This window comes from Streptomyces sp. NPDC005752 (assembly GCF_040630715.1).
In the GTDB taxonomy this organism is placed as follows: Bacteria; Actinomycetota; Actinomycetes; order Streptomycetales; family Streptomycetaceae; genus Streptomyces.
Genome location: NZ_JBEXYB010000013.1, coordinates 19,281 through 37,785, shown reverse-complemented (window position 1 = coordinate 37,785; position 18,505 = coordinate 19,281). Strand labels below are relative to the sequence as shown.

Below are 18,505 nucleotides of genomic sequence, written 5' to 3'. Positions count from 1 at the left end.
GGGGCCGGGCGCGCAGCTCCTAAGCGCCGGAGACCCGGCCGAAGCCACTCCGCAACAGCGCCATCAGTGTCGTCGCCGCCGCGGTGTTCCCGTCCCCCCGGTGCACCACGGAGATCGTCCTGCGGAACGCGGCGGGTTCCAGGCGCCGGACGGCGAGGGGCGCGGGGGACATCGCGGCGACCATCTCCGGTACCACTGCCACCCCTAGGCCGGCACTGACCAGAGCGCACACCAGGGCGTAGCCGGGTGACTCGCACACCACGGCAGGGGTGGCCCCGGCCTCGGCCAGCGCACGCTCCACCCCGCGCCGCGGCGGATGCTCGGGCGCACTGCTGATCAGCGGACGGCCCGCGAGTTCGGCCACGGGGAGGGGGCCGCTGCCGTCGGACAGCATCTGGCCGCGCGCGGTGACCAGTACCAGCTCCTCGACCAGCAGCGGTTCGTCCGAGAGTCCCGCAGGCAGGGGATCGGCGGCGGCGGGTTCGTACGCGTGGGTGAGCGCCAGGTCGACGTCGCCCGCCGCCACCGCGGCGACCCCGGCGGGCGGCTCGTAGTCCGTGACGGCCAGCTCCACGTCGGGGTGCGCGCGACGGAACGCGGTGAGCACCGGCGGCAGCAGATGGACCCCGGCCGTCACGAATGTGCCGACCCGCAGACGGCCGCCCGACAACCCTGTGAGCCGGGCCAGCTCGTGCCGTGCCTGGTCCATCTCGTCCAGCACGCGTCTGGCGCGCCCCGCCAGCAGCTCACCTGCGGCCGTCAGCCGCGCTCCGCGGTGGTGACGGACGAGGAGGGCGGCTCCCGCCTCCCGCTCGAGCTTCGCGAGCTGTTGCGAGAGCGCGGGCGCGGTGTAACCCAGCCGCGCTGCCGCCCGGGTGATCGAGCCGGCCTCGGACACCGCCACCAGGGCAGCCAGCCGCGTAGGGTCGTACATTAAGCGTTCCTTTTGGCAGACCCAGGACATTGCAAGTACATGCTAAAGGCATGGAGCGTCCATGGTGGATCCATGGACGCACAACTGCTCGCTTTCGTCGCCGTGGCGGCGGGAATGGTCGCTCTGCCGGGCGCCGACTTCACGGTGGTCGTACGCAACGCGCTCGCATCCCGGACGTCCGGGCTGGCCACCGCGGTGGGAGTGGCCGGCGGCCTGCTGGTGCACACCGCGCTGGCCGCCGCCGGACTCGCCGCCGTGCTCGTGACGATGCCCGTCCTCTTCCGCACCGTCCAGTTGCTCGGCGGCGCGTACGTCCTCTACCTCGGCCTCAGCGGTCTGCGTGCGATGAGGCGGCGGGCTGCCACCGGAGCGGATGCCGGGGAGGGGGCCGAGCTAATGGCGACGCCGTCGGGGCCGGGGCGCTCGTTGCGCCAGGGCTTCCTGACGAACGCGCTCAACCCGAAAGCGCCCGTGCTCTTCCTCAGCCTGCTGCCGCAGTTCGTCCCCGACGGCCGGCCACCGCTGCCCAGGACGTTGCTGCTCGCCTCGGTGATCGTCCTGCTCGCGCTCGTCTGGTTCCCGGCGGTGGCCCTGCTGGTGGACCGGCTGGGCCGGTGGCTGCGCCGGCCGCGTACCGCCCGGGTGATCGAGGGCGGCAGCGGCACGGCACTCACCGCGTTGGGGCTCGTACTGGTGACGGGGCCCCTGCTGCACTGAACCAGGGCGAAAGGCGTGTCAGCGCACCCTCCCGTACCAGACGTTGCCGGACCAGATCTTCTCCAGCCGGACCACGGCGCCGGCCTTCGGCGAGTGCCAGATCTTCCCGCTGCCTGCGTAGATCCCGACGTGGTACACACCGCGGCCCGCATGGAAAAAGACCAGGTCGCCGCGTTTCCGCTGCGACCTGGAGATATGGCGGGTCTTGTTGTACTGCTGCTGCGCCGTTCGAGGAAGTTTCTTGCCGGCCTTCTTGAACGAGTAGAGCGTGAGCCCGGAGCAGTCGAACCGGTTGGGGCCCGTGGCGCCCCATCTGTAAGGCGCACCCTTCTTCGAGGCGGCGATCTTGAGTGCCTTCGTCGAATGGGCGGCGGCCTCGGCGTCGTTCACGAGACCTGGGGCCAGCATGGTGGTGCCCACGGCGAATGTCAGGACCGAGGCCGTACCGACCCGGGCGAACAGAGACGGGACATGAACCTGCGCAGTCATGCGCAACCCTTCGTCAGCCGCCTGTGAAGGATGACCTGTCGGGTTCGGGCTGGCGAAGTTGCCCGGCCGCGTGATGCGGCTTCACCCCGAGGGCCGTCCGGAACTCCGGCCGGCCCGTTGTGCTCGGGTCCTCCACTCCTGCCGATCCACTCCTGTCGACCAGGCATCCGGACGGCGGCAGGACTCGGCGTCCGCCCGGACCGCCCCGCCGCGGTGGCGGGGGCTTGTCGTCCCAGGGATCTTTACGCACGCACTGCCGGATTTCCTGGCTGAAGTGGCGATATGTGAGAGTCGTCACGGCTGATCCGATCGGGTGGACGCGGTCGGCCCGGAGCCGCCACGGCCACACCGGACCAGCCGTGGACCAGCGGCGGAACGAACCATTCCGCTCAGCGTCCGTGCTTGGTGCGCAAGTTGGCTGGTCCCTCGTGCGGGGGATCACCTACGCCGATCGAGCGAGTGAAACTCGTCGGCCGGTCGGGCGTGTCGTAGGACGGCGCCGCAAAGCCGACACCGCAGGCGGGTCGGGCGTGCAGGAGCTCAACTCGACGGCGGGGGAGGTACGGAGACCCGCCCTGCTCGGCGCTCCCCGTCCAGCAGCCGCAGCGCCCTGGCCAGAGTGCCCGCGTGGATCTGCGATTCACCCCGTTCGTGCATCAACGCGAGTGAGTCGCGAAGGGCGGTGGCCCGGGAGGCGAGAGCCTGAGCGGCCCGGAGCGCTCCGTACGTGTCACTGCCGCGTGCCGGGTTGATGCGGCCGAGCTGGTCGATCACTTCCAGGTAGCAGTCGATGAACTCGGCCTCGGCGCGCGTCAGCGCGGGAAGCGGCGGGAACTGGGGTGGGAGCATCGGGCGTTCACCTCGCGGGATGCGGCGGCTGGGACTGCGTGCGGTTCTCCACTACGTGGTCCACCAGCCCGAACGCCAGCGCGGCCGGGGCGTCGAGGATGGTGTCCCGTTCGATGTCGGCACTGATCCGGCCCGCGGAACGACCCGTGTGGCGGGCCAGCATGGCCGTGAGCAGCTCGCGCTCGCGCATCAACTCACGGGCCTGGATCTCGAGATCGGAAGGCCGGCCCTGCACCGGCTCGTCGAGAGCGGGTTGCTGGATGACTACCCGCGCGCCCGGCAGGGCATGTCGGCGCCCGGGTGCGCCGGCCGCGAGCAGTACCGCCGCGCCGGAACCCGCCTGACCGAGACAGAAGGTCTCCACCTCGCAGGCGAGGTAGCACATGGTGTCGTAGATCGCCGTCATGGCGTTGAAGGAGCCACCGGGCGAGTTGATGTAGAGGCAGATGGGCCGGTCGGGGGCCGCGTGCTCCAGGTGCATGAACTGCGCGATCACGTCGGTGGCCGCGGTGTCGTCGACGGGTGTGCCGAGGAGGACGATCCGCTCGGACATCAACTTCGAGTAGGGATCCATGCTTCGCGACCCGTAGGCGGTGCGCTCGGTGAACTCGGGCAGAACGTAGCGGGCGGCGGGACGGAACATGTTGATGCCTCTCCTCGGACCTCGGGCTGCGCGCAATCGGAGTACGTCAAAAATGTACAGGACGTACAGGAGGTTAGAATGAGGTCATGGCCTACGAGATTCCGGTGACGCAAGCCCGGGCGGAGCTCGCCGAACTGATCAACCGTGTCGTCTACGGGGGTGAACGTGTGGTGGTGACGCGGCACGGAAAGCCACTGGTCGCTTTGGTTTCCGCCGCTGACCTGCAACGACTCGAGGCCGAAGCGGCCGAGGGGACCGAGGCGAAAGAGGCGGCTGCCGAGGAGCAGGTGATCAGATCGGTTTCCTCGTTCCGCTCGGTGTCGTCCGCTCCGGGCGAACGGCACCGCTTCGGCATCGCCGCGGAGCACCGCGGTCACGAGGAGCGGGACCACTGACACCGTTCCTGAGGCGGGATCGTCGTGACGGTCCCGCGGTCGTGTCGCGCAACCTGATCAGCGACGCGTTTCGGCTGTGGGGACCTGACTTCGCCCGCCCGCTCGTCGGCGCGGAGCCGACATTCTGCGTCCGCGAGCCGATCCGGTCGGCTCGATCAGGCAGTCGCGGCCCGGCGGTGGGTAGTTCCGGCAGGGAAGGTGCCGCAACCCCGTATCCGTGCTGTCTTCGGGTGCGGTGCAGCCTCCGCCGGTCCGGGTGAGGGAAGCGGCGTAGCCGCCGGCCACAGGTCCGCGTCCCGCCGGTCCGCGGGGGCGAGTTCAGCCGCGGGCCGGCGGGCGGACCGTGAGTGTTTGCTCGGCTCACCCGCGACCAGGCCGACGCGTGCCGACACCCGTGCCGTCGTGCGGCCCTTGCGCTGCGGGGGTGCGCGGCGGACGTCGATGGAGGAGGTGCGGCCCTGACAGGACGTGCCGACCGCGAGGTTTCCCCGCAACCGGCCCGCCCGCACCGGGCTGGGCCGCCGGCTCAGCCCGTGAGCGCTGGTTCGCGACGGTGACCAGGGGCCTCGGCGGTGTCAGCCGCGACCGGCTTCCGGCGGCCGCCGATCACCACGGCGGCCAGGCCCAGTGCCGCCCACGCCGTCAAGGTCAGCGCGGCCGTGCCCGCAGCGGCACCGTCGAAGAAGGCGACCGACCTCAGCAACGAGCCGCCCGCGCCCGGCGGGAGCCACTGGCCGATCGCGCCGACCGGTTCGGGGAGCATTTCGGGTGCGCTCGTGACACCCGAGAAGGAATTGCCGAGCAGGACCATCAGCAGCGCGCCTACGCCGATGCCCCTGGTGCCGAGCAGCGCCGCGAGTCCTCCTACGGCGGAGGCTATGGCCAGCACGGTGAGGCCGATGACGCCTGCGTCGGTCAACCAGTCACCCGTGACCACACCCAGCCAGCTGTGCGCGACCGCTGTGGCGGCGACGCCCACGAGCCCGGATGCGCCGACGAGAGTCAAGGCCGCCCTGGTGCCCCGCAGCTTCATCACAGTCACCATCGCTCCGGCAGCGACACCGGCGAGAGCCAGCGGCAGGATGCTCGCGCCGAGGGCGGCGCCACGCGGATCCGACGCCGGTGCCGCGACGACGTCGGTGACGGGCAGCACGGTCCCTGCGGGCGCCGCGCCCTTGGCCGCCTCGGTCAGCAGCTGGGCGACGACAGGACTCGCCGCCGACGCGGTGAGCAGCTGCGGCCCCCTCTCGGTGACCACGAAGGCGCCGTATACGACCCGGTCCTCGATCGCCTCGCGCGCAGCGGCCGAGTCGTCGTAGCGGTGGATCTCGAAGGCGCCTTCGCGCTGTTCGAACCGCTTCTGCAGCTGATCGGCCGCGGGTGCGGTACCCGCGATGCCCACGGGCAGGTCGCGCGGGGCGATCCGGGCAGCGGGCCACGAGAAGGCCCAGAGGCTGATCGTCACGATCAGAGGGACGAGGAGGATGACCGCGACCGCGCGGCGGTTCGGCGCAGCAGGCATGACGACTGCCTCGATTCAAAGAGAAGGATCGTTCGTTTTACGTGCTCGGTCACTGTCCCGCCGGTGTAGTGACTTGTCAAGAAGGAACGTTCGTTTTAGATTGCGGTCATGGCACGCGTATCCCAGGAACACCTCGATGCCCGCCGTCGGCAGATCCTCGCCGGTGCCGCGCGCTGCTTCGCCCGCAACGGTTTCCACGGCACATCGATGCAGGACGTGCTGAAGGAGGTGGGGCTGTCCGCGGGCGCCGTCTACCGCTACTTCGCGGGCAAGGAGGATCTGATCGCGGCCATCGCCGACGACGCCTTCCTCAGCATCCGCCGGGCGTTCGCGGAGGCGGCCGAGCTCACCCCGCCGCCCACCCCCGACGTGTTGCTGGGCAGAGTGCTCCGCGGAGTCTTCGAGGGTCAGGTGTACGGGATGGAGCGCCGCACGTGCGCCGCGCTCATCGTCCAGGTGTGGGCCGAGACGATGCGTGACGACCGGCTGGCGGCGACGCTCGAGGACGGTTACGCCGGCATGCGGGTGGCCTGGGCGAAGCTGGTGGAGGCCTACCGGACGGCGGGGCTCATGCACTCCGATGTGCCGGCCGACGATGTCGCCCGCACCCTGATCGCCACCGCGCAGGGATTCCTCGCGCAGGAGGCGCTGTTCGGCGGAGCCGAGCCCCACGTCCTGGAGAACGGGCTGCGCGGACTGATGTCCATCGATACGCAAAAGATCAGTTAACGCGCCGGAAAAACTTCCGCCCTAACGTGCAATACCTGGTCGCGGAATCCTCGTCGGCGTTCAACAGAGTGTTGAGGGCGGGATAGGGTCCCGCTGCGCCCGGGGCAGGTACCGGGCGGAAGACGAAGAGGGTGGAAGCGTGCAACTGACTCCGCACGAACAGGAACGCCTGCTCATCCATGTGGCTGCCGATGTCGCAGAGAAGCGCAGGGCGCGTGGACTGCGGCTGAATCACCCCGAGGCGATCGCGCTGATCACCTCCCACCTCCTCGAGGGCGCCCGCGACGGTCGGACCGTGGCCGAACTGATGGCCTCCGGCAGGAAAGTCCTCACCCGCGACGACGTCATGGACGGCATTCCGGAGATGATCCACGACGTCCAGGTCGAGGCCACCTTCCCGGACGGCACCAAGCTGGTCACCGTCCACGAACCGATCGTCTGACGGGGAGCGGCCGATGACCCCCGGAGAGATTTTGTACGCGCAGGACCCGGTGCCGCTCAACGAGGGGCGCCCCGTCACCCGTCTCACCGTCCTCAACGCCGCGGACCGACCCGTCCAGGTCGGCTCGCACTACCACTTCGCCGAGGCCAACACCGGCCTGGACTTCGACCGCCGCGCCGCCCACGGGCTCAGGCTGAACATCGCCGCCGGAACCGCCGTGCGCTTCGAGCCCGGCATCCCCGTCGACGTCGAACTCGTCCCGCTCGCAGGCCTGCGCATCGTCCCCGGGCTGCGCGGCGACACCGGAGGTTCCCTCGATGCCTGAGCTCAGCCGCCCCGCGTATGCCGACCTGTACGGGCCCACCACCGGCGACCGCATCCGGCTCGCCGACACCGACCTCGTCGTGGAGATCGAGGAGGACCGCTCCGGCGGTCCCGGACGGGCCGGTGACGAGGCCGTGTTCGGCGGCGGCAAGGTGATCCGCGAATCGATGGGCCAGGCGCGGACCACTCGTGCGGAAGGTGCCCCCGACACCGTCATCACCGGCGCCGTCGTCATCGACCACTGGGGCATCGTCAAGGCCGACATTGGCATCCGCGACGGCCGGATCACCGGGCTCGGCAAGGCCGGGAACCCGGACACGATGGACGGCGTCCACCCGGAGCTGGTCATCGGCCCCGAGACCGAGATCATCGCGGGCAACGGCAGGTTCGTCACGGCAGGCGCCATCGACGCGCACGTCCACTTCATCTCACCGACCCTCGTCGACCAGGCCCTCTCCTCCGGGATCACCACACTCGTCGGCGGTGGTACGGGCCCGGCCGAAGGCACCAAAGCCACGACGATCACCCCGGGCCCGTGGCATCTGGCCCGGATGTTCGCGGCGCTGGAGGGCTACCCGGTCAACATCGGTCTGCTCGGCAAGGGCAACACGATGTCCCGCGAGGCCATGCACTCCCAACTGCGGTCCGGGGCCCTCGGGTTCAAGATCCATGAGGACTGGGGCGCGACCCCCGCCGTCATCGACGCCTGCCTCGGGGTGTGCGAGGAGACAGGCGCCCAGCTGGCCATCCACACGGACACACTCAACGAGGCCGGCTTCGTCGCCGACACGCTGGCGGCCGTCGCGGGGCGCTCGATCCACGCCTACCACACCGAAGGTGCGGGCGGCGGGCACGCTCCCGACATCATCAGCGTCGTCTCGGAGCCGTACGTCCTTCCCAGCTCGACCAATCCGACCCGGCCGCACACCGTCAACACGATCGAGGAGCACCTCGACATGCTGATGGTGTGTCACCACCTCAATCCCACGGTGCCGGAGGACCTGGCCTTCGCCGAGTCCCGCATCCGGCCCTCGACCATCGCTGCCGAGGACATCCTCCACGACCTCGGAGCCATCTCGATCATCTCCTCGGACTCCCAGGCGATGGGCCGCATCGGCGAGGTGATCCTGCGCACCTGGCAGACCGCCCACGTGATGAAGCGGCGACGCGGCACCCTGCCGGGTGACGGTTCCGCCGACAATCACCGGGTGCGTCGCTATGTCGCCAAATACACCATCAACCCCGCGGTCGCCCAGGGCCTGGACCGGGAGATCGGCTCCGTGGAGCCCGGCAAGCTCGCCGACCTCGTGCTCTGGGATCCGGCGTTCTTCGGCGTCAAGCCGCAGCTGGTGATCAAGGCCGGCCAGATCGCGTACGCGCAGATGGGCGACGCCAACGCCTCGATCCCCACCCCGCAGCCGGTCCTGCCCCGCCCGATGTTCGGTGCGGTGGGCCGGGCCCCCGCGGCCAACTCCTTCAACTTCGTCTCCTCGGCCGCCGTCGAGGCCGGGCTTCCCGAGCGCCTGGGCCTCGGCAAGGAGTTCGTGGCGATCACCAGTACCCGAGGCGTCACGAAGGCCGACATGCGGGAGAACGACGCCCTGCCCCGGGTCACCGTCGATCCCGACAGCTTCGCCGTCACCATCGACGGTGACCCGGTCGAACCCGCCCCCGCCACCGAACTGCCGATGGCCCAGCGCTACTTCCTCTTCTGAGGGCAGGACGGCACTTCATGACGACACGCGCAGCCCTGCTCGTCCTCGCCGACGGCCGGTTTCCCGCCGGCGGCCACGCCCACTCCGGAGGCGCCGAGCCGGCCGTCAAGGCGGGACGCATCCAGAACGCCGAGGACCTGGCCGCCTTCTGCCTGGGACGGCTCCACACCACGGGGCTCACCTCCGCGGCCCTCGCCGCCGCGGCGGCCCACGGCCTGGACCCTCTCGCCCTCGACGAGGCAGCCGACGCCCGGACACCCTCGCCCGCCCTGCGGAGCGTCGCCCGCAAGCTGGGCCGACAGCTGATGAGGGCGGCGCGAGCCACCTGGCCGAGCCCCGAACTCGCCGCCCTCGCCCAGGCCCGGCCACGCGGCGCCCACCAGCCCGTGGTCCTCGGACTCACAGCACGCTCCGCGGGCCTGGGGCCCTCCGACGCCGCCCACTGCATCGCCTACGAAACGGTCAGCGGCCCGGCCACCGCGGTGGTCCGCCTGCTGTCCCTGGACCCCTTCGAGGCGACCGCGGTCCTCGCCCGGCTCGCCCCCGCCCTCGACCAGGTGGCCGAACAGGCCGCCGAAGCCGCACGGCACGGCATCGACGCCCTGCCCGCCGCCTCCGCACCGCTGCTCGACATCTCGGCCGAGGCCCACGCGGCCTGGCCGGTCCGCCTGTTCGCGTCCTGAACCCCCGAAACGCACCCCGCCCGTCATCACCAGGAGCCGCACCCATGCATCTCGACCACGCACACCACGGCCCCGCCGCCGTCAGCGCCGACGCCGCACGCCCCGACGGCACCCGTCGCGCGCTGCGCATCGGCCTCGGCGGCCCGGTCGGCTCCGGCAAGACGGCCACCGTCGCCGCCCTCTGCCGCGCCCTGCGCGACCGCGTCTCCATCGCCGTCGTCACCAACGACATCTACACCCGCGAGGACGCCGCGTTCCTGCTCCGCAACGCGGTCCTGCCGCCCGAGCGCATCCAGGCCGTCGAGACCGGCGCGTGCCCGCACACCGCCATTCGCGACGACATCTCCGCCAACCTCGAAGCGGTCGAGGACCTGGAGGACTCGGTGGGCCCCCTCGATCTGATCCTCGTCGAATCGGGCGGCGACAACCTGACCGCCACCTTCTCCAAGGGGCTCGTCGACGCCCAGGTCTTCGTGATCGACGTCGCGGGCGGCGACGACATCCCGCGCAAGGGCGGCCCGGGTGTCACCACCGCCGACCTGCTCGTCATCAACAAGACCGACCTCGCCCCGTACGTCGGCTCCGACCTGGACCGGATGGCCCGCGACGCCGCCGAGCAGCGCGGCCGGCTCCCCGTGGTGTTCACCTCCCTCACCGGTGCCGACGGTGTCGCACCCATCGCCGACTGGGTGCGGGAGCGGCTCGCGGACTGGGCCGCGTGAGCGTCTCGGCCACCGCCCGGATCACGGCCGTCGCCGACGGACGGGGCGGCACGGCACTTCCGGTGCTGGAGAGCGACGGACCGCTCGCCGTACGCCGGACCAGATCGCCGGAACCCGCGTACGCGCGCGTCACCGTGGTCGGGGCCATGAGCGCGCCACTCGGCGGCGACCGACTCGCCATCGAGGTCCGCGCCGAGGACGGCGCCCGGGTGACCGTGGACTCCGCAGCCGCCACCGTGGCGCTTCCCGGAGCGGGCCCGGACGCCGGCCCGGCCTCCTACGACGTGCGGCTGAGGGTGGGGGAGCGGGCGGAACTCCGCTGGCTCCCCGAACAGCTCGTCTCCGCCCGCGACAGCGCGCTCGACATGACCACCCGGGCCGAACTCGCCGGAAGCGCGCGCCTCGTACTCCGCGAGGAACAGGTGCTGGGCCGTCACGGCGAACGCACCGGGCGGCTCTCGACACGCCTCACGGTCCGAAGATCCGGACGGCCACTGCTCGACCAGCACCTGGCGTACGGGCCGGGTACCCCCGGGGGATGGGACGGCGCGGCCGTCCTGGGCGGTCACCGGGCCGTCGGGCAGCTGCTCGTCGTCGACCCCGCATTCGACGACCGGCCTCCCCTGCCGCGGCTCCTCGGCCCCACCGCCGCGCTCACTCCGCTCGTGGGCCCCGCGGTCCTGGTCACCGCGGTCGCCGCCGACGCACGCCTGCTGCGCGCGGTGCTGGACGAAGCGCTGGAGGACCTTCAGAAGGGATCAAAGGTCCCGAGCGGAGGCTGAGTTCGCTGAGCGGGACAGTGAGCACCGGTTATTGGTTCGGTAAAGAAACATGCCTACGCCCTGTTCTCAGCAACCTCACAGACGAAAGGATCCTCCTGGACACAGAGACGAACGCGCCGCCACCGGCGGCGCATCACGCAGGGGGAGGTTCCACTTGAGACGCACAGCGATGCTCGGTTCGGCCGGCACTCTGATCGCGGGCACGCTCATAGCGGGGGCGATAGCCGCACCGGCCGCCGGTGCCGACAGTCGGCACCACGACGGCCAGGAGGCCCGCGGCGCCCAGATCGCCGCGGCCCGTGCCGCGAAGGCCGGGATCGACTGGACGGACTGTCCCGCCGACTGGGCGATCGCCGCACCCATCCAGTGCGGCTGGGTGAGCGTTCCGCTCGACTACGCCAAGCCGGACGGCAAGCAGATCAAGCTCGCGGTCGACCGGCACGTCAGCACGGGCACCAAGGACGAGCGCCAAGGCGCGCTCGTCTACAACCCCGGAGGCCCCGGCGGCTCCGGTATGGCGTTCCCGAAGCGCATCGTCACGAAGAACCCGATCTGGGCGAAGACGGCGAAGGCATACGACTTCGTCGGCTTCGACCCCCGCGGTGTCGGCCACTCGGCGCCGATCTCCTGCATCGATCCGCAGGAGTTCGTGAAGGCCCCGAAGGCCGATCCGGTGCCGGACAGCGAGGCCGACAAGCGGGCCCAGCGCAAGCTCGCAGCCGAGTACGCCGACGGCTGCGCCGAGCGCAGCGGCACCATGCTGCCGCACATGACCACGCCCAACACCGCCCGCGACCTGGACGTCATCCGTGCCGCGCTCGGTGAGAAGAAGCTGAACTTCCTGGGCGTCTCCTACGGCACCTATCTGGGCGCGGTCTACGGCACGCTCTTCCCGTCGCACGTGCGCCGCATGGTCGTCGACAGCGTGGTCGACCCGGCGAAGGACAACATCTGGTACGAGGCCAACCTCAACCAGGACATCGCCTTCCAGACGCGCTGGAACGACTGGAAGGCATGGGTGGCCGAGAACGACGCGGCCTACCACATCGGTGACACGCCCGAGAAGGTCGAGCAGGCGTGGCTGACGCTGCGGGCCGCTGCCAAGAAGGACCCGATCGGCGGCGTCGTAGGTCCCGCGGAGCTCATCGGCTTCTTCCAGAGCGCCCCGTACTACGACTCCGCATGGGCGCCCACCGCCCGGATCTGGAGCGCCTATCTGGGCGGCGACACCCAGGCGCTGATCGACGCCGCGGCACCCGACCTGTCGGACACCGCGGGCAACATCAGCTCGGAGAACGGCAACGCCGTGTACACAGCGGTCGAGTGCGCGGACGCCAAGTGGCCGACCAGCTGGAAGAAGTGGGACCGCGACAACACCCGGCTGCACCAGGAGTACCCGTTCATGACCTGGGCCAACGCCTGGATGAACCTGCCCTGTGCGACTTGGTCGTCCAAGCAGCAGACTCCGCTGGACGTCCGCACCGGCAAGGGTCTGCCTCCGGTGCTCATCGTTCAGTCCACGCGCGACGCCGCCACCCCGTACGAAGGCGCCGTCGAACTGCACAAGCGCTTCAAGGGCTCCCGTCTCATCACCGAGAAGGGCGCCGGCTCGCACGGTGTCACCGGCCTGGTCAACCCCTGCGTCAACGAGCGGGTGGACACCTACCTGCTCACGGGGAGGACCGACCGGCACGATGTGACGTGCACCCCGCACGCCACGCCGAAGCCGTGACCCCCTGACGTGAGCGGGCGGCCGATGACGTACGGCGGCCGCCCGTTCACCCCCTCCCGAGCGGGACGGCGCGCTCACGCCCTCCGGTCGAACCGATCCAGCCAGGCGTCCTCCGCCGCGTAGTCGAAGAGCTTTTCGCCGTAGCCGCGCACCATCTTCGGGAAGACCTCCCTCCAGTCACGTCCGTCGAGCTGTGCGACGAGCCATTCGACGGTCCGCGGCAACGACCGCTCATAGTCCGTCACCGGCCGGTAGCCCAACTCCTGTTCGGCAGCGGACATGTCGTAGACGACAGGATGCGCGCCGCTCCACGGAGTCTCACCCACACCGCGTTCCGGCGGTGCGCCGGAGACCAGCACCGTCTCGGTCTCCAGACCGAACACGGCGTCGACCGCCGCGCCGATCTCCGCGACGGTCGGAGCCTGTGGGTCGCCCGCGTTGAGCACCCGGGAGCCCGGTCGCAGAGCGGCGAGCCGTATGAGTTCGGCGACGTTGGACACATGAACCGGATGGAAGCGGCTCGCCCCGTCGTACGCGAGGACCCGTCGCCTGCGCCCGTCCAGAAGGCGCTTGACGAAGTACAGCTCGCGCGGTGTGCGGCAGTGTTCCCCGTGCACCGCGCCCGCCCGCAGCAGAGTCACCGGCAAGGCGTCCCCTGCCGCGAGCAGTTCCTGTTCCAGAGCGACCTTCCGTGTCCCGTACGTCGAGTCCCCGGGCGCCACCGTGCGCTGCGTCTCCGGGATCGGCACCGGATACCGGGGGAAGCCGTCCGGCTCGCCCTGTGTGTCGAAACCGCGGCCCCGCTCGTCCTCGTACACCGCGCCGCTGGAGACGACGACCGCGGACCCGGCCCGGCCCGCCGCCCCCGTCAGCTGCGCGGCGTGATCCCGGCCGAAGGCGACCATGTCGACGAGCACGTCGCAGCCGTCTCCCAGCGCGGCCGCCAGAGCGCCCTCCGCCTCGCGGTCGAGTGCGAGGGGACGGACGCCGTCGCTCCAGGTGGCATCCCGGCCGCCCTCGCGCGAGGCCGCGGTCACCTCCCAGCCGTCCGCGGCCAGAGCCCTCACCGCGGCCCGCCCGATCTGTCCCGTCGCGCCCAGCACGAAAGCCCGTCCTCTGCTCATGCGGGAAACGCTACGGCCGCCCCGGCCACCGGAACAGGGAGATCTGCCGGCAGCGAATTCCCCGCTCAGCGCGAGCGGCGCGGGTACTTCCTGGACTCCTCGGCCTGCGCGGCCTTGGCCTTGACCGCGTACTCGTCGACGTACTCCTGGCCGGAGAGGTTCAGGATGGCGTACATGATCTCGTCCGTCACCGCCCGGATCGCCGCCTTCTGGTCCTCCAGGCCGGCGTATCGGGAGAAGTCGAGCGGCTCCCCGAACCGGATCGTGACCCGCTTCACCTTCGGCATCTTCTGCCCGGGCGGCTGGATCTCGAAGGTGCCGACCATCGCACAGGGGATGACCGGGACCCCTGCCCTGATGGCCATCACCGCGACCCCGACCTTGCCCTTGTACAGCCGCCCGTCGTGCGAGCGGGTGCCTTCCGGATAGATGCCCAGCAGTTCTCCCTTGCTCAGCACCCCCAGCCCTTCACGGATCGCCGCCTGTCCTGCTTCCTTGCCGGACCGGTCCACCGGAATCTGACCGATGCTGTGGAAGAACGCGGCGGTCAGCTTGCCCTTGATGCCGGGGCCGGTGAAGTACTCGGCCTTGGCGAGAAACGTGATGCGGCGCTTGAGGATCGCGGGCATCAGGAAGTGGTCGGAGAAGGAGAGGTGGTTCCCGGCGACGATGGCCGCGCCGTCGTCCGGAATGTGCTCCAGTCCCTCGATGCGTGGCCGGAACGTCAGCCGCAGCAAGGGGCCCAGCACGACATGCTTCAGGACGTAATAGAACACAGCTTCTCTCCTCGTCTTCCGGACCGGGCCGGTGAGTCTTCCGGACCGGTCCGGTCGCCGCGTTCTGCCAGGTCACGCATGGTGTTGTTGCTCTTGGCCGGCTCCATGGCGCCGCCCGCCGCGGCCCGGCCCCTCCGGAACGGGTACCCGCTTCTCGTCGCCTCAGCTGATGGGCCATCAGTCGATGGTCCGTACGAACCCCGGCGTCCCTCCGCGGTGATCGATCGTAGCCCTGATTCGCTTGCTACCGGGAAGTCGCACGGAACCGGGATCGCCGAGGCCCGGCAACGGGCCATGGAAGAGCCCTGCCCCGGAAGCCCCTTCAGCATCCTGCCCCTCCCGCGCTTCTCCCTCTCGCGGTCGGTTCCGGTGGATGTCCGCACCCGGGCCCAGGGGCAGGTCGAAGCCGCAGAGGGCGCCCAGGGCGATCAGCCGGGCCGGCCACGGCAACCTCATCCTCGGCCTGTGCCAAGCGCGATCCGGTCGACGTCCACAACAGGGAGGCCCGCCTGGAGAGCCCGGCTCGGCGGCCATCAGCCGCGCATCACCGGGCAGGTGATCGCGGTGCGCACCGTGAAGCACGTCGGCCGTATCCCCGACCGGAGCGGCCGCGGCGGTCTCGCGCCCGTGAACTACTGGGCGGACGCGGAGCTGCGTGACCTGTCGACGGGCGCGGCACAGCAGACGCGTCGGCTCTCACGTGGCCCCCGTCCCCGGTCGTCCCCGGGCCGTCACCCCCGCACCAGGCGCCCCAGTGCCCACCGTGCCGGTCCCGCGTAGGCGGCGAGAGCGACGGCGGGCCCCTCGATCCGGAGCGTCGTGGCCGATCCGCCCGGCCGGCGCAGGACCTCGTGGAACAGGCGCATACGCACCGGTCCGACGCGAACCCGCCACGTCCACCGCCACCGTTCCTCGTCCACGGACTCGACGGCGAAGGCCGCCGTGACACCGAACAGGGAGACGATCTCACCCCGGGTGCCCGGCACGATCCGGTCATCGTCGACGCGCACCGCCCTGATCTGCGGCGACCACGACGGCCAGCGCGCCGGGGTGACGTAACGCAGCCACACGTCCTCGGCCGACGCGCGCCCTTCGGCGCGAAGCGTCATGACAGCCATCGGCCCGGTACCCGGATCAGCCGGCCTGGTCGTGCACGAACTCGTTGAGGGCCTTGCCCGGCCGCAGCGCGGCCTCGCCGCCGACGGTGTGGAAGCTGCCGAAGCCCACCAGCGTGACCGTCCTGCCCGCCTTGAGCGCCTCGGCGATGGCGCCTGCCTCCGCGACCGTGCCGAACACGGCGTCGACGACCCGGCCGATCTGCTCGGCCGGCAGTTCGCCACCGTCCGCGGTCTTCCGCCCGATCGCCTCGACCAATCCTGACCTGTCCATGCGCAGCACCCTCTTCCGCCGACGATGGAGCGCGACGGACACGGCCCGCGGCCCGTGGTCCGCCACACAATGCCCTCAGGGTGCCACCGAGGGGGCGTCCCCGCACCGCGGCGGACGGACGGCCCCGCCCGCGGTGGGGAACCGTCCGGAACGTCCTGCCGGGGCTCGTGCCTCAGGTGTCGCGGGTGGCGAGCATCCCCAGAGTGGCGAGGCCGAGGACCACCCAGCCGAACCAGAGCCAGCCATTGCTCCCCAGGGCCACCGTGTACGCCGTCACCGCGACCAGCGCGCCGACGGTGAGCACTCCCATGGTCTTCGTGGATCCAGGCATGAGCACACGCTCCTCACCCGGCCGCACGGCCGTTGAAGCCATGGTCACCCCTCAGACGTGCCCACCGCTACCGTCCGCGCGCCTGCAATGAGGCGAGATAGGCGTTGTACGCCTTCAGTTCCTGGTCACCGTCCCGGTCGGCGGCACGGTCGGAGCGCTTGGCCGTCCGCTGCTCGGAGCGGTACCACTGGAAGACCAGCGCGATCAGTACCAGCACGGACGGGATCTCGCTGAACGCCCAGGCGATGCCGCCGGCCGCGGACTGGTCGGACAGGGCGTCGAGGCCGAGCGAGGCCGGAGGGTTCTCGTACGCCTTCACCATCGGCTGGCTCGCCATCATCAGCGCGATCCCGAAGAACGCGTGGAACGGCATGCCCGCGAAGAGCTCCAGCATCCGCATCACGTAACCGGGCCGGTGCGGGCCGGGGTCGACGCCCATGATCGGCCAGAAGAACACCAGGCCGACCGCCAGGAAGTGCACCATCATCGCGATGTGCCCCGTCTTCGACCCCATCAGGAAGTCGAACAGCGGAGTGAAGTAGAGCCCGTACAGGCTCGCGATGAAGAGCGGGATCGTGAACACGGGATGCGTGATGATCTTCATGTAGCGGCTGTGCAGCAGCTTGAGCAGCAGCTCGCGCGGACCCGTGCGGCCCCGCCCCGCCACCGGCAGCGCCCGCAGCGCCAGCGTCACCGGGGCGCCGAGCAGCAGCAGGATCGGCGACACCATGCTGATCACCATGTGCTGCACCATGTGCACGCTGAACATGACCATGCCGTAGTCGTTGAGTCCCGTGCACATCACCAGGGCGATGGACAGCACGCCGATGACGAAGAACACCGTCCGGTTCACCGGCCAGCCGTCGCCCCGGCGACGCAGTCGCACGACCCCGTAGCCGTACAGGGCGAGTGCGACGAGGCAGCCGATCAGGAAGAAGGGGTCCGCGGAGAACTCCAGCCCACGTCCCAGCGTGAACGGCGGCAGATCCATGTTCGTGCCGTGCCCGCTGTGATCCATCTGTTCACTCCCGCTGGGGACGTCCCCGTTTCGTGCCGGTTGTCCGGTCCAGACTAGAACCGCCCCCGGCCGCGGATGCGGCCGGGGGCGGTTCACGGGGCGTCGGGACGGTCAGAGCACGACCTGAGCCTCGGCGTAACGCTCGGCGGGGACCGTCTTCAGGGTCTCCACGGCCGCCGCCAGCGGGACCATCGTGATGTCGGTGCCGCGCAGCGCCGTCATCATGCCGAACTCACCGCGGTGAGCGGCCTCCACCGCGTGCCAGCCGAAGCGGGTGGCGAGGACACGGTCGTAGGCGGTGGGGGTGCCGCCGCGCTGCACGTGGCCGAGGATCACCGGGCGGGCCTCCTTGCCGAGGCGCTGCTCCAGCTCACCGGAGAGCCGCGTCGCCATGCCGGCGAAGCGCTCGTGGCCGTAGATGTCCTTCTTGCCCTGGCTGAACTCCATGGAGCCCTCCCGGGGCTTCGCGCCCTCCGCCACGACCACGATCGCGAACTTCTTGCCGTCCGAGAAGCGCCGGCCGACCAGTTCCGTCAGCTCGTCGATGTCGAAGGGCCGCTCCGGTACGACGATGGCGTGCGCGCCGGCCGCCATGCCCGAGTGCAGTGCGATCCAGCCGGTGTGCCGCCCCATGACCTCGACGATCAGCACGCGCTGGTGCGACTCGGCCGTCGTCTTCAGCCGGTCCAGAGCCTCGGTGGCCACTCCGACGGCCGTGTCGAAACCGAAGGTCACGTCGGTGGACGCGATGTCGTTGTCGATGGTCTTGGGCACACCGACGATGGGAAGGCCCGCCTCGGAGAGGAGATTGGCGGCCTTCAGCGTGCCTTCGCCGCCGATCGGGATGATCGCGTCCAGGCCCAGGTCCGCGACATGGCCCTTCGCCCGCTCCACGCCGTCACGCAGATGCGCGGGCTGCACGCGGGAGGAGCCGAGGATCGTGCCGCCGCGGGCGAGGATGCCGCCGACCGCGTCGAGGTCGAGCTTGCGGTAGTCGCACTCGAGGAGGCCCTTCCACCCGTCGTGGAAGCCGATGACCTCGTCGCCGTGGTCGACCACCGCGCGGTGCACGACGGAACGGATGACGGCGTTGAGGCCGGGGCAGTCGCCGCCGGAGGTGAGCACACCAATTCGCATTGCCCGGGAAACCTTTGCAACGTGGGCCGACGCCGGACCACGTCGTCCGGTT

The 18,505-nt window shown here is 70.6% G+C and carries 22 protein-coding genes and 1 riboswitch; of the genes, 10 read left to right on the top strand and 12 right to left on the bottom strand.

All coding sequences use genetic code 11. The features are described 5' to 3' along the window. Positions 1-19: 19 nt before the first annotated feature. Positions 20-934: a LysR family transcriptional regulator gene (locus ABZ441_RS13385; protein ID WP_358972151.1), complete on the bottom strand. Its 915-nt coding sequence runs from the start codon at positions 932-934 to the stop codon at positions 20-22. A 72-nt stretch (positions 935-1,006) separates the two neighbouring features. Here ABZ441_RS13385 and ABZ441_RS13380 point away from each other — a divergent pair, with 72 nt between their 5' ends. Further along, complete coding sequence (locus ABZ441_RS13380) at positions 1,007-1,651, top strand: LysE family translocator (RefSeq protein WP_358972148.1); 645 nt, start codon at positions 1,007-1,009, stop codon at positions 1,649-1,651. Positions 1,652-1,669: 18 nt separating this feature from the next. On the opposite strand, the gene ABZ441_RS13375 is transcribed toward ABZ441_RS13380, so the two are convergent. The 3 genes from ABZ441_RS13375 to ABZ441_RS13365 all read right to left on the bottom strand — a co-directional run bounded on the left by ABZ441_RS13375 (position 1,670) and on the right by ABZ441_RS13365 (position 3,632). Then, complete coding sequence (locus ABZ441_RS13375) at positions 1,670-2,140, bottom strand: C40 family peptidase (protein ID WP_358972145.1); 471 nt, start codon at positions 2,138-2,140, stop codon at positions 1,670-1,672. A 3-nt stretch (positions 2,141-2,143) separates the two neighbouring features. Then, a riboswitch (cyclic di-AMP (ydaO/yuaA leader) is annotated at positions 2,144-2,340 on the bottom strand. 340 nt (positions 2,341-2,680) lie between these two features. Next, on the bottom strand, positions 2,681-2,989 hold the full coding sequence (locus ABZ441_RS13370; RefSeq protein WP_358972142.1) for a hypothetical protein: 309 nt from the start codon (positions 2,987-2,989) through the stop codon (positions 2,681-2,683). A gap of 7 nt (positions 2,990-2,996) precedes the next feature. Beyond that, positions 2,997-3,632: an ATP-dependent Clp protease proteolytic subunit gene (locus ABZ441_RS13365; protein WP_358972139.1), complete on the bottom strand. Its 636-nt coding sequence runs from the start codon at positions 3,630-3,632 to the stop codon at positions 2,997-2,999. 86 nt (positions 3,633-3,718) lie between these two features. Here ABZ441_RS13365 and ABZ441_RS13360 point away from each other — a divergent pair, with 86 nt between their 5' ends. Further along, positions 3,719-4,027, top strand: coding sequence for a type II toxin-antitoxin system Phd/YefM family antitoxin (locus tag ABZ441_RS13360; RefSeq protein WP_358972136.1), 309 nt, complete (start codon positions 3,719-3,721; stop codon positions 4,025-4,027). A gap of 526 nt (positions 4,028-4,553) precedes the next feature. On the opposite strand, the gene ABZ441_RS13355 is transcribed toward ABZ441_RS13360, so the two are convergent. Further along, on the bottom strand, positions 4,554-5,549 hold the full coding sequence (locus tag ABZ441_RS13355; protein WP_358972133.1) for an ABC transporter permease: 996 nt from the start codon (positions 5,547-5,549) through the stop codon (positions 4,554-4,556). A 108-nt stretch (positions 5,550-5,657) separates the two neighbouring features. On the opposite strand from ABZ441_RS13355, the gene ABZ441_RS13350 reads away from it, so the two are divergent. The 8 genes from ABZ441_RS13350 (at position 5,658) to ABZ441_RS13315 (ending at position 12,678) form a co-directional block, all read left to right on the top strand. After that, positions 5,658-6,278, top strand: a complete 621-nt coding sequence (locus ABZ441_RS13350) for a TetR/AcrR family transcriptional regulator (protein ID WP_358972130.1) — start codon at positions 5,658-5,660, stop codon at positions 6,276-6,278. Positions 6,279-6,417: 139 nt separating this feature from the next. After that, positions 6,418-6,720 carry an urease subunit gamma gene (locus tag ABZ441_RS13345; protein WP_104790628.1) on the top strand — a complete coding sequence of 101 codons (303 nt, stop codon included), beginning with the start codon at positions 6,418-6,420 and terminating at the stop codon, positions 6,718-6,720. Positions 6,721-6,733: 13 nt separating this feature from the next. Beyond that, positions 6,734-7,045, top strand: a complete 312-nt coding sequence (locus tag ABZ441_RS13340) for an urease subunit beta (protein ID WP_358972127.1) — start codon at positions 6,734-6,736, stop codon at positions 7,043-7,045. Further along, on the top strand, positions 7,038-8,759 hold the full coding sequence (locus tag ABZ441_RS13335; protein ID WP_358972124.1) for an urease subunit alpha: 1,722 nt from the start codon (positions 7,038-7,040) through the stop codon (positions 8,757-8,759). Before ABZ441_RS13340 ends, ABZ441_RS13335 begins: the two co-directional genes overlap by 8 nt. 17 nt (positions 8,760-8,776) lie before the next feature. Continuing rightward, positions 8,777-9,442: an urease accessory UreF family protein gene (locus ABZ441_RS13330; RefSeq protein ID WP_358972121.1), complete on the top strand. Its 666-nt coding sequence runs from the start codon at positions 8,777-8,779 to the stop codon at positions 9,440-9,442. Between the two features lie 44 nt (positions 9,443-9,486). After that, positions 9,487-10,164: an urease accessory protein UreG gene (gene ureG, locus ABZ441_RS13325; protein ID WP_358972119.1), complete on the top strand. Its 678-nt coding sequence runs from the start codon at positions 9,487-9,489 to the stop codon at positions 10,162-10,164. Further along, positions 10,161-10,946, top strand: coding sequence for an urease accessory protein UreD (locus tag ABZ441_RS13320; RefSeq protein WP_358972116.1), 786 nt, complete (start codon positions 10,161-10,163; stop codon positions 10,944-10,946). The genes ureG and ABZ441_RS13320 overlap by 4 nt, the downstream gene beginning before the upstream one ends. A 169-nt stretch (positions 10,947-11,115) precedes the next feature. Further along, on the top strand, positions 11,116-12,678 hold the full coding sequence (locus tag ABZ441_RS13315; protein WP_358972441.1) for an alpha/beta hydrolase: 1,563 nt from the start codon (positions 11,116-11,118) through the stop codon (positions 12,676-12,678). Between the two features lie 74 nt (positions 12,679-12,752). Here the strand turns inward: ABZ441_RS13315 and ABZ441_RS13310 are convergent, their stop codons facing one another. The 7 genes from ABZ441_RS13310 to ABZ441_RS13280 form a co-directional block, all read right to left on the bottom strand. Beyond that, positions 12,753-13,781: an NAD-dependent epimerase/dehydratase family protein gene (locus ABZ441_RS13310; RefSeq protein WP_358972438.1), complete on the bottom strand. Its 1,029-nt coding sequence runs from the start codon at positions 13,779-13,781 to the stop codon at positions 12,753-12,755. An 86-nt stretch (positions 13,782-13,867) separates the two neighbouring features. After that, on the bottom strand, positions 13,868-14,578 hold the full coding sequence (locus ABZ441_RS13305; RefSeq protein WP_358972113.1) for a lysophospholipid acyltransferase family protein: 711 nt from the start codon (positions 14,576-14,578) through the stop codon (positions 13,868-13,870). 731 nt (positions 14,579-15,309) lie between these two features. Further along, entirely contained in the window at positions 15,310-15,687 is a 378-nt protein-coding gene (locus ABZ441_RS13300) for a polyketide cyclase/dehydrase (RefSeq protein ID WP_358972110.1), read from the bottom strand. A 25-nt stretch (positions 15,688-15,712) separates the two neighbouring features. After that, positions 15,713-15,967: an HU family DNA-binding protein gene (locus tag ABZ441_RS13295; RefSeq protein ID WP_358972107.1), complete on the bottom strand. Its 255-nt coding sequence runs from the start codon at positions 15,965-15,967 to the stop codon at positions 15,713-15,715. Between the two features lie 172 nt (positions 15,968-16,139). Beyond that, entirely contained in the window at positions 16,140-16,298 is a 159-nt protein-coding gene (locus ABZ441_RS13290) for a hypothetical protein (RefSeq protein ID WP_107103313.1), read from the bottom strand. Between the two features lie 67 nt (positions 16,299-16,365). After that, complete coding sequence (locus tag ABZ441_RS13285; protein ID WP_358972103.1) at positions 16,366-17,316, bottom strand: cytochrome c oxidase assembly protein; 951 nt, start codon at positions 17,314-17,316, stop codon at positions 16,366-16,368. Between the two features lie 111 nt (positions 17,317-17,427). After that, positions 17,428-18,453, bottom strand: a complete 1,026-nt coding sequence (locus ABZ441_RS13280) for a 6-phosphofructokinase (protein ID WP_358972101.1) — start codon at positions 18,451-18,453, stop codon at positions 17,428-17,430. Positions 18,454-18,505 lie beyond the last annotated feature (52 nt).